Consider the following 11,358-nt stretch of genomic DNA (forward strand, 5'->3'; position numbering starts at 1 on the left):
GCGCCAGAGGCCGCCTTGCGGGACCTCACTCCTTGAAGCGGTAGCCGACGCCGTAGAGGGTCTCGATCATCTCGAAGTCGTCATCGACAACCTTGAACTTCTTGCGCAGCCGCTTGATGTGGCTGTCGATGGTGCGGTCGTCGACATAGACCTGATCGTCATAGGCCGCGTCCATCAGCGCGTTGCGGCTCTTCACCACGCCCGGGCGCTGGGCGAGCGCCTGCAGGATGAGGAACTCGGTGACGGTGAGCGTCACCGGATGGCCGTCCCAGGTGCAGGTGTGGCGCTCGGGGTCCATGCGCAGCTTGCCGCGCTCCAGCACCTTGGCGTCGGACTTGGCCTCGGCGGCCGGGTCCTTGGCGGCGGCGCGGCGCAGCACGGCCTTGACGCGCTCGACCAGCAGGCGCTGCGAGAACGGCTTCCGGATGAAATCGTCGGCGCCCATCTTCAGGCCGAAGAGTTCGTCGATCTCCTCGTCCTTGGAGGTGAGGAAGATCACCGGCATGTCGGTCTTCTGGCGCAGGCGGCGCAGCAGCTCCATGCCGTCCATGCGCGGCATCTTGATGTCGAGGATCGCCAGGTCCGGCGGCGACTGCTTGAAGCCGTCGAGGGCCGAGGCGCCGTCATTGTAGGTGACGATGCGATAGCCTTCGGCTTCGAGCGCGATGGCGACCGAGGTCAGGATGTTCCGGTCGTCGTCGACGAGAGCGATGGTCGGCATGATGGTCCTTGAAGGGAGGAAACGAGCGGCCTCGCCCGTTCCAAAAGCGCCAAGCGTGGCAAAAATGCGACTCGCGCGAGAATAATGCGTCCGCGGCCCGCTGTCATGGCGCAAATCAGGCGCGGCGGAACGCCTCAAGGGTGAGCGCCGCGACGGCGTCATGCACCGCCCGCCGGTCGATACCGGGCGGATCGACGAACAACTCCGGTAACATGCGACGACCGAGCTTCGTTCCTTCGCAGAGGAAGGGATAATGCGCCACCGCCGCCCCGAGGCTGTGCAGCCGGCAATCCGGGATGAGCCGCGACAGCCAGAGCGCGCAGGCCTCCCACGGCGCCTCGTCATCCGCCTCGCCGGAGATGATGGTGACCGCGACATCGCCCATGGCGGTGAGGCTCGCCTCGCGGAAGCCGCGCACCGGGGGCGCCGGAGCAAGGGCCGCCACCGCCCTGACGCGATGATCGCGGAGATCGGCGGATTGCCGCTCCCAGGCTGCCCGGAAGGGCGCACTGGTGGTCAACAGAGGCTCGATCTGCGCGGCAATGTCCGGGAACTCGCGCGGGCCCTTCACGAAGGGCTGCTCGGCCGCCCAATCGCGGAACAGCGCCATCTCGGTCACGGCCCCGGCGAGTGCCAGCACCGTGTAGCCGCCGATCGAGAAGCCGGCGGCGGTGACGTCGGCAAGGTCGAGGTGGCCGGCGAAGGGACCCTCGGCCGCGAGCCGGTCGAGCAGCACCGTGAGGTCCCGCGGCCTGTCCCACCAGGCGAGGAAAGCCTCGGGCCGGTAAGGCTCGGCGGCGGTGTTGCCGTGATGGTCGACACCAATGACGACATGGCCCGCAGCCGCGAGCCGGCAAGCCAGCCAGCCAAGGCTCGCCGCCGTCCCGCCCGTGCCGTGTGAGAGCAGGACGACCGGCCAGGCGCCGCGCGCCGCGCTGAGCGGCGCATCGGCCGCCACCGCGCCCATGACGAAGAGCGCCGCCGCCGGGGGCACGCCGAAGGGCATGGCCTCCGCCCCCCCGGCCGCCGGGTACCAGGCCGACCAGGCGAGCGGCCGCGGTCCCTCGCCCGACCAGGCCGGGCGCTCGGCGTCATGCAGAAGACCGGTCTGGAAACCGACGGCAAACATCACGGGGTCCGGATGAACGAAGGGCCGGACGTTGCGGTCCGGCCCTTGGCGTGATCTGCGGTGCGAAGCGTCTTACTTCGGGATATCGACCGGGCTGTCCGACTGCTCGCGCAGATAGGCGAGGAGGTCGGCGCGCTGCTGCTCGGAGCGGATGCCGGCGAAGGCCATCGACGTGCCGGGGACGGCGCCGCGCGGATTGGTGATGAAGGCGTAGATGGCCTCGAGCGACCACGGCTCGGCGGCCTTGGCCTTCATGCCGGCGGAGTAGTTGAAGCCGGGATGGACGCCATGGTTGCGGCCGACGACGCCATAGAGGTTCGGACCCGCGCCGTTGGCGCCGCCCTTGTTGATCGTGTGGCAAGTGGCGCACTGGCGGAACACGGCGGCGCCGTTCGCGGCATTGGCGGATGCGAAGACCTCGGCCATCGACTTGGTCGGCGCGGCAGCGGCGGGCGCGGCCTGCTGGCCGGCCGGCGGGGCGACCGCGACCTCATAGCCGGGTTTCGCCGGGGCTTTGACTTTGAACAGTTCGTTCGCGAGCAGGCTACCACCGAGAGTGCCCGTGCCAACCAGCAGCAGGGCCATCATGACCTTGTTGACTTCCAATCCGTCCATCGGGACCAGCTCCAGCGATCGGCGGCGCGTCTGACAATGGGCGTTGGGGGACGCTCCGGGTAGGCCTGCCGATTTGGCGCGGACACTATCCAATTTGCGCCCCGCGAGGCAACCCGTATATGCACGGCTCTCTCATGCTACTTTTTGCCGCCTCCAAAGCGGCATTTCCGCTCGCTTTCGGCCCGCCATGACCGCCTCGCTCGTTCTCATTCCCGCCCGCATGAGCGCCTCGCGCCTGCCCGGCAAGCCGCTCGCCGACATCGCGGGCACGCCGATGATCGTCCATGTGCTGCGCCGGGCGGAAGCCGCGAATCTCGGCCCCGTGGTGGTCGCGACCGATTCCCCGGAGATCGAGGCGGCGGTCAAAGCCGCCGGTGGCCGCGCCGTCATGACCCGCGCCGACCACCCGACCGGCTCCGACCGCATCCAGGAGGCGGCGGACCTGGTCGACCCCGGCCGCGCCTATGACCGCATCGTCAACGTCCAGGGCGACCTGCCGACCATCGAGCCCGGCGTGGTGCGCGCCGCCGCCGACCTGCTCGACGATCCGGCGGTCGATATCGGCACGCTCACGGCGGTGATCACCCGCCACGAGGAGATCACCAATCCCAACGTGGTGAAGGTGGTCGGCACGCCGCTCTCGCCGACGCGCCTGCGCGCCCTCTATTTCACCCGCGCCACGGCCCCGACCGGCGACGGGCCGCTCTACCATCACATCGGCCTCTATGCGTATCGCCGCGCCGCCCTCGAACGCTTCGTGCGACTGCCGCCCGCGCCACTGGAGACGCGCGAGCGGCTGGAGCAGCTTCGCGCGCTCGAGAACGGCATGCGCATCGACGTTGCGGTGGTCGAGGCCGTGCCGCTGGGCGTCGACACCCCGGCCGATCTCGAACGCGCCCGCGCCCTCATCGCCAAAGCCTGATCCATTCGCTAAACAGTGCGCCCCACCGGAGTGACGCGTCCATGATCCTCGCGCCCAAGCGCATCGCCTTCCAGGGCGAACTCAGCGCCTTCTCGCATCAGGCGGCCAATGCGGTCTTTCCGCAGGCCGAGGTCATGCCCTGCCCGAGCTTCGAGGATGCCTTCGCCGCCATCCAGAACGGCGATGCCGATCTCGGCATGATCCCGATCGAGAACTCGATCGCCGGCCGCGTCGGTGACGTGCATCACCTGCTGCCCACCGCCGGCCTCAACATCATCGGCGAGTTCTTCCTGCCCATCCGCTTCCAGCTGATGGCGGTGAAGGGGGCTTCCCTCGGCACGATCAAGACGGCGCGCAGCCACATCATGGGCCTCGGCCAGTGCCGGCAGATCATCCGCAAGCTCGGCCTCAAACCCATCGTCGCGGCCGACACCGCGGGCTCGGCCCGCGAGGTCGCCGAGGCCAATGACCCGAGCCAGGCCGCCATCGCCCCGCGCCTCGCCGCGGAGGTCTATGGCCTCGACATCCTCGCCGAGGACATTGAGGACGCCGCCAACAACACCACCCGCTTCGTCATCCTGTCGCGCCAGAAGATCTGGGCGGCGCCGGGCCAGAACTGCCTGACGAGCTTCGTCTTCCAGGTGCGCAACGTGCCGGCGGCGCTCTACAAGGCCATGGGCGGCTTTGCCACCAACGGCGTCAACATGACGAAGCTGGAGAGCCACATGATCGGCGGCCGCTTCGTCGCCACCCGCTTCTATGCGGAGATCGAGGGCCATCCCGACGACCGCAACGTCAAGCTGGCGCTGGAGGAACTCGCCTTCTTCGCCAAGGAACTGACCATCCTCGGCGTCTACCCCCAGCATCCCTGGCGGAACGAGGTCGAGAAGACCGTGGCGGAGTGAGCCATGGCCATCCGGCGCGCGACGGCGGCGGATGCGGAGGCCATCGCGGCGATCCATGTCGCGGCCTATGACGAAACCTATCGCGGCCTCGCGCCGCCGGAGGTCTTCGAGGGCCTGAACCTCGAGCGCCGCACGGCCCAGTGGCGGCGCTTCTTCGCCGAACCGCCGCCTGATGCCACGGCCTTCCTCATCGAGCAGGACGGCGAGCCGGCTGGCTTCGGCTCCAACGGCATCGACCGGAGTGGCCCCTCCCCCATCGGCTGGATCAAGGCGGTCTACCTCCTGAAACGCGCCCAGGGCCGCGGCCTCGGCCTCGCCATGATGGCGACCCTCGCCGAGGACCTCGCCGCGAAGGGCGTGAGCGAGGTCCGGCTCGACGTGGCGGTCGGCAACGACCATGCGGAGGCCTTCTACCAGCAGCTCGGTGGCGCGCTCCTCTCCAGCCAGGTCGATCCCGGCCCGATCTGGAAATCGCCGACACGCACCTATGGCTGGACCGATGCGGCGGCGCTCGCCGGCGCGGCGAGCCGGGCGGCGCGCCATGGCTGACAATCCGAAGGCCGGCACGCCGCTCCCCGCCGAGTCCCTGGCGCTCGCCATCGCGCTGGCCGACACCGGCGACCTCGGCGATGCCGGCGCCACGCTCGGCATCGGCAAGCGCACGGCCGCAGCGCGCATCGCCCAGCTCGAACGCGAGATCGGCGTCGTCCTCTTCGACCATGGCGGCAAGGCTGTGAGCCTCACCCGGGCCGGCGAGGTCTTCATCGCCGAGGCACGGCTGTCCCTCGCCGCGGCGGCCCGCGCCGCCCGTCTCGCCCGCGACGTGGCGGAGCGCGCCGAGGCCATCGGCATCGGCGTCACCGACGATGCCATGCTCGGGCCCTTGGCGGAGCTCTTTGCCGATCCCGCCTGGATCGAGGCCGGCTTCCAGCCGCGGCTCCTTCACGCGCCGCTCGATGCCCAGATGGCGGCCCTGGCCGAGGGCGAGGTCGTGCTGGTCTTCGCAGCGCCACCCCTGCCGGCCCATCCGCGCATCCAGCACCGCCAGGTTGCGACCTCCCGGTGGTCCGCCGTGGTGCCGGATGCCGAGGCGCGGCTGAGGAAGACGGCGAGCCTCTCCAACCTCGCCCGCAAGCCCCTCGTGACGCTGGAAAGCGAGCGCGCGGCCCTCGCCCATGACGGCGTTCTGGCGGCCCTCCAGGCGACCGGCACCCTGCCCCATGTCGCGCAGGTGGCGGAGAACTGGGCCGGCGTCATCGCCATGGTGGCGCTCGGCCTCGGCTCGGCGCTGGTGCCGTCCATCGTGGCAAAGCGCGTCGCTGTCGCGGGGGCCACGGTGCTGCCGCTGGTCGAGGCCGAGGACCTGCCGCCCTGGACGATCAGTTGCCTCTGGCTGCCCCAGCCCACCGGCACCGCCGCGGCCGAGGCCATCACGCTGGTGAAGACGCGGCTCAAGTAAACAGGCAGACGTCTGTCAAGGCTTGGACCGAAGGGACCGCGCGTGACATCAGTGCGTCCTTCGAGGCTCGCCATAGCATCGAGCGAACGCGAGATGCGTTCGCTTCTCGCTATGGGCTCGCACCTCAGGATGAGGACGGTTGGAGCCTGTCAAAAGTAAAGCGGGCGCGGACCGTCGATAGCCCTGCAGGTCACCAGCCTCCTCATCCTGAGGTGCGAGCGGCCGCGAGCCTCGAAGGACGCACTTGTCCGATGCAGGGCATGGTCCAGGAGTCCGCCAGAAACGGACTCAGCCCGTCTTGCCGTCCACGAAGGCCCGGATGAGGTGATGGGCGATGGCGAGCGGCGGCGGGCAGGAGAGCCGCGCCGGATGCTGCTTGGCGAGCATCAGCCAGCAATCCTCGCGGCTGAACCAGCGTGCGTCCTCGAGCTCTTCCGTGTCGATCTCGATGTCGCGGCTCGTCGCCTCGGCGAGGCAGCCGATCATCAGCGAGGCCGGGAAGGGCCAGGGCTGGTCGCAGAGATAGGTGACCTTGCCGATATGGACGCCGGCCTCCTCCATGATTTCCCGGCGCACCGCATCGGCCACCGTCTCGCCCGGCTCGAGGAAGCCGGCGAGCGCCGAATACATGCCCGGCGGGAAGCGACGCTGGCGGCCCATGAGGCAGCGGTCGCCGTCGGTGGCGAGCATGATCACGACGGGATCGGTGCGCGGGAAATGCTGCGCCCCGCAGGAGGGGCAGTCGCGCCGCCAGCCTGCCTGGGACAGCCGGCTCTCGGCGCCGCACTTGCCGCAATAGCGATGGGTGGAATGCCAGTGCAACGCGGACTTGCCCTGCGCCATGGGGCCGAGATGGTGCGGGGCCACGACGCCGTTCATGGCGATGGTGCGCATGTCCGTGACGAGCAGGTTCGGATCGTCGACCTTGATCTCGGCGATGCGGTAGGCATTGGGATCGGGCTTGGCGAGGGCCGGCACCAGGCGCGCGAAGCGCGGCGCGCCGCTGGCAAGGCCCAGGAACACCGTCTCCAGCGGCTCGCCGAAGGCCTTGGCCTCCTCGGCCGTGAACAGCGGGTCTCCGCCATCCTCGGTGCGCCTCAGGATCGGCGTCTCACCGGCGAAGACATAGAGGCGGCTGCGCGGGTCGGCGAAGGTCGCGGCGAGCCACGTCTCGTCGCCGCGCTTGGCGCTCATCCGGTCCAACTCATTCTCGGTATAGCCGAGCGTGATCGGGGGGAGCGGCGGCAGGGTATCGGACATGGGTCACTTCCGGCGATGAGGGCGCAGACGCTCGCACGGCGGGCCGCGCCGAGCAACGCGCCCATCAGGCCGACAGCCTTGCCCTCAGCGCCGAAACGAAGCCCTCGCGCGGCGCCTCGCCATAGGGCCGGGGCGGCAGCTTGCCCCAGACCGGGCCAGGCCAGGCCGGGTCGCCGTTGAACCGGCCGATCACATGGACATGGAGCTGGGGCACCATGTTGCCGAGCGCGCCGACATTGAGCTTGTCGCAGCGGGTCATGTCGCGCAGCAGGCTGGAGACCGTGGCGATCTCCTCGATGAGCTGCTGCCGGTCTGCCGGGTCGAGGTCGACGATCTCGGTGATGCCCTCGCGGCGGGGAACGAGGATCAGCCAGGGATAGGTGGCGTCGTTCATCAGCCGCAGCGCCGAGAGCGGCAGGTCGGCGACCGCCACGGTGTCGGCGGCAAGGCGGCTGTCGAGGGTGAAGGCGGTGGTGCTGAAAGCCTGGGTCATGGCGGCGTCCCTGTCGTTCGTTGACCTATAGCGCCGTTCGTCGCCGCTGTGACACCCCCGCGTCCCCGCGCCGCTTGCGTCCGGACCCGCTTCGCTCCATATAGCCGTCGGGAGGTTGGCGGTGGACGAGACTCTCGCCAACCCGGTCAGGTCCGGAAGGAAGCAGCCGTAACGAGCCCGTTTCGGGTCGCGTGTCAGCCTCCCACTTCAGCCCCAGTCGTCCCCAGCCGGGGCTTGCCGCCGCATGCGGCGCGCGCGAGACTGGCTCCGTTCGCGAACCGCCCCGAGCAGGCCCCATGGATTCCTCGCCCGAGACCGAACCCGGGTTCGCTCTCGGGATGACGGAGACACCGGCCGCCGCCGCGCCCTACCGCGTCCTCGCCCGCAAGTACCGGCCGCAGAGCTTCGCCGACCTGATCGGTCAGGAGGCCATGGTCCGCACCCTGTCGAACGCCTTCGACACCGGCCGGATCGCGCAGGCCTATCTGTTCACCGGTGTGCGCGGCGTCGGCAAGACCACGACGGCCCGCATCCTCGCCCGCGCGCTGAATTACGAGCTGCCCGGCGAGGTCGACCGCCCCTCCATCCATCTCGACCGCCCCGGCACCCATTGCCAGGCGATCATGGAGGGCCGCCACGTCGACGTGATGGAGATCGACGCCGCCTCCCATACCGGCATCGACGACGTGCGCCAGATCACTGATGGCGCGCGCTACGCGCCGGTCTCCGCCCGCTACAAGGTCTACATCGTCGACGAGGTCCACATGCTCTCGGAGAAGGCGTGGAACGCCTTCCTGAAGACGCTGGAGGAGCCGCCGGCCCATGTGAAGTTCATGTTCGCCACCACCGAGATCCGCAAGGTGCCGGTGACCGTGCTCTCCCGCTGCCAGCGCTTCGATCTGCGCCGTGTCGAGGCCGACGTGCTGGTGAAGCATCTCTCGGGCATCTGCACTCGCGAGGGCGTGACGGTGGAGGCCGATGCGCTCGGCCTCATCGCCCGCGCAGGCGAGGGCTCGGTGCGCGACAGCCTCTCCATGCTCGACCAGGCCATTGCCCATGGCGCCGGCACGGTGACGGCGGAGAACGTGCGGCGGATGCTCGGCCTTGCCGACCGCACCCGCATCATCGACCTCTTCGAGCACCTGATGAAGGGCGACGTCGCCGCCGCCATGGCGGAGTTCAAGAGCCAGTACGACGACGGGGCGGACCCGGAGATCGTGCTCGGCGAGCTCGCCGAATTCGTCCATTTCGTCACCCGGGTGAAGGTGGCGCCCGCCGCCGCGGATGACGTCGCCTTCTCCGAGACCGAGCGCAGCCGCGGCCGCGATTTCGCCGCCCGCCTGTCGCACCGGGTGCTGGCCCGCGCCTGGCAGATGCTGATGAAGGGCATCGAGGAGGTGGCGCGATCGCCGAAGCCGCTGGCCTCCGCCGACATGGTGCTGGTCCGCATCGCCTATGCCGCCGACCTGCCGACCCCTGACGAGGCGCTGCGCATGCTCGCCGACGGCTCGGGCGCTGTCGGCGCGGGCGCTGCGCCCCGCCTGCCCTCCGGCGGTGGCGGGGGTGGCGGCGGCTCGGCCCAGGCCATGGCCGCGGGCGCCCCGCGGCTGTCCTCCGTCGCCCGGCCCGAGGGCGCGCCGGTCGCCATGCGTGAGCAGGCCCAACCCGCGGCCGCGGCGCAGGCACACATGGTGCTCGCGACCTTCGCCGACATCATCAAGCTCGCCGCCGAGAAGCGCGACGTGCGCCTGAAGCAGCAGCTCGAGGGCGACATGCACGTGGTGCGCTGCGAGGACGGCCGGCTCGATTTCCGCCCGGCGCGCAACGCCGCACCGACGCTCGCCGGTGACCTCCAGAAGAAGCTCACCGACTGGACCGGCCGCCGCTGGGTGGTGACCATCTCGTCCGAACAGGGCGATCAGACGGTGCGCGAGCGCCTCGCCGCCGAACAGGCGGACCGCGAGCGCGGCGTGCTCGCCCATCCCGCCGTCCAGGCCGTGCTGGCGAAGTTCCCCGGCGCCGAGATCGTCGCCGTGCGCCCGCTGGAAGGCGCGTCGGAAGCCGAGGCAAGCCCCGCGGCCGCCGCGGCGGTGGCCTCGGCCGGCGAGGACGACGAGGGCTATGGCGACGGCGGCTGGGAGCCGGTCGACCCCTGGGACGACGAGTTCTAAAGTTCAGGAAGGATTGCCGCGATGAAGGACATCATGGGCCTGATGAAGCAGGCGCAGGCCATGCAGGCCAAGCTTCAGGAGGCGCAGGCCGACATGGAGCGCACGGAGGTGCAGGGCACCGCCGGCGGCGGCATGGTCACCGTCAGCCTCACCGTGAAGGGCGACCTGAAAAGCGTCTCGGTCGATCCCTCGCTGCTCAAGGCGGATGACAAGGAGATCGTCGAGGACCTCATCGTCGCCGCCCATGCCGATGCCCGCCGCAAGGCGGAGGTCGTCATGCAGGAGAAGATGAAGGGCGTCACCGGCGGCCTGCCGCTGCCGCCCGGCATGAAGCTGCCGTTCTGACGCGATGACGCTGCGTCGGGTCGCCATCGCTGACATCAAACCCTTCGCCTATGCTTTCGAGGCGGGGATCGGTGGCACCATGACCGATGTCGGCCGGACCCTCGGCAGCGACACGATTGGTCTAATCATCCAGACGGTAAAGCCCGGCGACCGCTCCTCACGCCGCCATCGACACCTCTTCCAGGAGGAGATCCTGGTGGTGATGGCCGGCGAGGCCACCCTGATCCACGGTGAGGAGCGGGTTCCGATGCGCGCGGGCGAGGCCGTCTGCTATCGGGCCGGCGATCCCGAGGCGCACTGTTTCGAGAACAGCGGCTCCACGGACCTCGTCATCTGGGCGTTCGGCAACCGTTTTTCCCACGAGGTCTGCCTCTATCCCGACCAGGGCGTCGCCTTCGTAGAAGGCCTCGGAGCCGAGGTGCCTCTCGCCGAGGTCCGGCCGAGCGACTGGACCGAAGACCGCCGCAAGACCTGAGAAAGAAACCCATCCATGTCCAAGCGGGTCGCGGGCCCCGAGATCGAGCGGCTGATCCAGCTCCTCGCCAAGTTGCCGGGCCTCGGGCCCCGGTCGGCGCGGCGGGCCGCCCTGCATCTCGTCAAGAAGCGCGAGAGCCTGATGCAGCCGCTCACCGCGGCCATGGGCGAGGCGCTGGAGAAGATCGTCATCTGCCGCACCTGCGGCAATGTCGACACCTCCGACCCCTGCACCATCTGCTGCGATCCGCGCCGCGACGGCGGCGTCATCGTGGTGGTGGAGGACGTCTCCGACCTCTGGGCGCTCGAGCGCGCCGGGGCGATCAACGCCAAGTACCACGTGCTTGGCGGCACGCTCTCGCCGCTGGACGGGGTCGGGCCGCAGGACCTCAACATCGAGAGCCTGGTCAACCGGGTTCGCGAGGGCGGGGTGCGCGAGGTCATTCTCGCGGTCAATGCGACCGTCGACGGCCAGACCACGGCCCATTACGTCACCGACCTCCTGGCCGGCACCGGCGTCTCGGTGACGCGCCTCGCCCATGGCGTGCCGGTTGGCGGCGAGCTCGACTATCTCGACGAGGGCACGATCTCGGCGGCGATCCGGTCGCGCACGAGTTTCTGAGGGGGCGGGATTACTCTCCTCCGTGCTGAGACCTCCGGATAGCCGCCGCGCGCAGATCTCGCACCCGAACCACCACCCGTCATGCCCGGCCTTGTGCCGGGCATCCACGAATTCTCTTCTGAAACCGAGTGTTCAAGTCGTGGATGGCCGGGACAAGCCCGGCCATGACGGAGAGGGCAGCGGCCTCACTTCATTACGCTCCGCATTCTAGGCCAATGCCCAACCCTCTCCCTCCCCTCTGG

13 protein-coding genes and 1 other RNA gene are annotated in these 11,358 nt (G+C 69.7%); 9 read left to right on the top strand and 5 right to left on the bottom strand.

Annotation, left to right across the window (positions count from 1 at the left end):
* Positions 1–25: 25 nt before the first annotated feature.
* The 3 genes from C8P69_RS07680 to C8P69_RS07690 form a co-directional block, all read right to left on the bottom strand.
* Positions 26–721 (bottom strand): response regulator transcription factor, encoded by a 696-nt coding sequence (locus C8P69_RS07680; RefSeq protein ID WP_108175763.1) that lies wholly within the window; start codon positions 719–721, stop codon positions 26–28.
* A 115-nt stretch (positions 722–836) separates the two neighbouring features.
* Positions 837–1,850 (bottom strand): alpha/beta hydrolase family protein, encoded by a 1,014-nt coding sequence (locus C8P69_RS07685; protein WP_108175765.1) that lies wholly within the window; start codon positions 1,848–1,850, stop codon positions 837–839.
* Between the two features lie 72 nt (positions 1,851–1,922).
* Positions 1,923–2,465 carry a c-type cytochrome gene (locus C8P69_RS07690; protein ID WP_108175767.1) on the bottom strand — a complete coding sequence of 181 codons (543 nt, stop codon included), beginning with the start codon at positions 2,463–2,465 and terminating at the stop codon, positions 1,923–1,925.
* A 187-nt stretch (positions 2,466–2,652) separates the two neighbouring features.
* On the opposite strand from C8P69_RS07690, the gene C8P69_RS07695 reads away from it, so the two are divergent.
* Genes C8P69_RS07695 through C8P69_RS07710 form a run of 4 tightly spaced genes read left to right on the top strand, consistent with a single transcriptional unit; the run spans position 2,653 to position 5,751 of the window.
* Positions 2,653–3,387, top strand: a complete 735-nt coding sequence (locus C8P69_RS07695) for a 3-deoxy-manno-octulosonate cytidylyltransferase (RefSeq protein ID WP_108175769.1) — start codon at positions 2,653–2,655, stop codon at positions 3,385–3,387.
* A 41-nt stretch (positions 3,388–3,428) separates the two neighbouring features.
* A complete protein-coding gene (locus tag C8P69_RS07700; RefSeq protein WP_211353808.1) occupies positions 3,429–4,292 on the top strand; it encodes a prephenate dehydratase in 864 nt (287 codons plus the stop codon).
* A gap of 3 nt (positions 4,293–4,295) precedes the next feature.
* Positions 4,296–4,841 carry a GNAT family N-acetyltransferase gene (locus C8P69_RS07705; protein WP_108175771.1) on the top strand — a complete coding sequence of 182 codons (546 nt, stop codon included), beginning with the start codon at positions 4,296–4,298 and terminating at the stop codon, positions 4,839–4,841.
* A complete protein-coding gene (locus C8P69_RS07710) occupies positions 4,834–5,751 on the top strand; it encodes a LysR family transcriptional regulator (RefSeq protein ID WP_170118166.1) in 918 nt (305 codons plus the stop codon). Before C8P69_RS07705 ends, C8P69_RS07710 begins: the two co-directional genes overlap by 8 nt.
* Before the next feature lie 288 nt (positions 5,752–6,039).
* Here the strand turns inward: C8P69_RS07710 and nudC are convergent, their stop codons facing one another.
* Both nudC and C8P69_RS07720 read right to left on the bottom strand, forming a co-directional pair.
* Positions 6,040–7,011, bottom strand: a complete 972-nt coding sequence (nudC, locus tag C8P69_RS07715) for an NAD(+) diphosphatase (protein WP_108175775.1) — start codon at positions 7,009–7,011, stop codon at positions 6,040–6,042.
* A gap of 64 nt (positions 7,012–7,075) precedes the next feature.
* The gene (locus C8P69_RS07720; protein ID WP_108175777.1) at positions 7,076–7,504 is read right to left on the bottom strand and encodes an HIT domain-containing protein; all 429 of its coding nucleotides are present in this window, start codon (positions 7,502–7,504) and stop codon (positions 7,076–7,078) included.
* A 110-nt stretch (positions 7,505–7,614) separates the two neighbouring features.
* Here C8P69_RS07720 and ffs point away from each other — a divergent pair.
* The 5 genes from ffs (at position 7,615) to recR (ending at position 11,116) form a co-directional block, all read left to right on the top strand.
* Positions 7,615–7,710, top strand: an RNA gene (gene ffs / locus C8P69_RS07725) — signal recognition particle sRNA small type.
* Positions 7,711–7,800: 90 nt separating this feature from the next.
* Entirely contained in the window at positions 7,801–9,675 is a 1,875-nt protein-coding gene (locus C8P69_RS07730) for a DNA polymerase III subunit gamma/tau (RefSeq protein WP_108175779.1), read from the top strand.
* A 21-nt stretch (positions 9,676–9,696) separates the two neighbouring features.
* Complete coding sequence (locus tag C8P69_RS07735; RefSeq protein ID WP_108175781.1) at positions 9,697–10,020, top strand: YbaB/EbfC family nucleoid-associated protein; 324 nt, start codon at positions 9,697–9,699, stop codon at positions 10,018–10,020.
* Positions 10,021–10,099: 79 nt separating this feature from the next.
* Complete coding sequence (locus tag C8P69_RS07740) at positions 10,100–10,495, top strand: cupin domain-containing protein (protein ID WP_170118167.1); 396 nt, start codon at positions 10,100–10,102, stop codon at positions 10,493–10,495.
* A 15-nt stretch (positions 10,496–10,510) separates the two neighbouring features.
* Complete coding sequence (gene recR, locus C8P69_RS07745) at positions 10,511–11,116, top strand: recombination mediator RecR (RefSeq protein WP_108175785.1); 606 nt, start codon at positions 10,511–10,513, stop codon at positions 11,114–11,116.
* Positions 11,117–11,358 lie beyond the last annotated feature (242 nt).

It is taken from the genome of Phreatobacter oligotrophus, from assembly GCF_003046185.1.
Lineage (GTDB): Bacteria > Pseudomonadota > Alphaproteobacteria > Rhizobiales > Phreatobacteraceae > Phreatobacter > Phreatobacter oligotrophus.

Coding starts and splice junctions, on each gene's coding strand:
- C8P69_RS07710 (WP_170118166.1), top strand. CDS start 4,834: ATGGCTGACAATCCGAAGGCCGGCACGCCGCTCCCCGCCGAGTCCCTG.
- nudC (WP_108175775.1), bottom strand. CDS start 7,011: ATGTCCGATACCCTGCCGCCGCTCCCCCCGATCACGCTCGGCTATACC.
- C8P69_RS07695 (WP_108175769.1), top strand. CDS start 2,653: ATGACCGCCTCGCTCGTTCTCATTCCCGCCCGCATGAGCGCCTCGCGC.
- C8P69_RS07700 (WP_211353808.1), top strand. CDS start 3,429: ATGATCCTCGCGCCCAAGCGCATCGCCTTCCAGGGCGAACTCAGCGCC.
- C8P69_RS07685 (WP_108175765.1), bottom strand. CDS start 1,850: ATGTTTGCCGTCGGTTTCCAGACCGGTCTTCTGCATGACGCCGAGCGC.
- recR (WP_108175785.1), top strand. CDS start 10,511: ATGTCCAAGCGGGTCGCGGGCCCCGAGATCGAGCGGCTGATCCAGCTC.
- C8P69_RS07740 (WP_170118167.1), top strand. CDS start 10,100: ATGACCGATGTCGGCCGGACCCTCGGCAGCGACACGATTGGTCTAATC.
- C8P69_RS07705 (WP_108175771.1), top strand. CDS start 4,296: ATGGCCATCCGGCGCGCGACGGCGGCGGATGCGGAGGCCATCGCGGCG.
- C8P69_RS07720 (WP_108175777.1), bottom strand. CDS start 7,504: ATGACCCAGGCTTTCAGCACCACCGCCTTCACCCTCGACAGCCGCCTT.
- C8P69_RS07730 (WP_108175779.1), top strand. CDS start 7,801: ATGGATTCCTCGCCCGAGACCGAACCCGGGTTCGCTCTCGGGATGACG.
- C8P69_RS07680 (WP_108175763.1), bottom strand. CDS start 721: ATGCCGACCATCGCTCTCGTCGACGACGACCGGAACATCCTGACCTCG.
- C8P69_RS07735 (WP_108175781.1), top strand. CDS start 9,697: ATGAAGGACATCATGGGCCTGATGAAGCAGGCGCAGGCCATGCAGGCC.
- C8P69_RS07690 (WP_108175767.1), bottom strand. CDS start 2,465: ATGGACGGATTGGAAGTCAACAAGGTCATGATGGCCCTGCTGCTGGTT.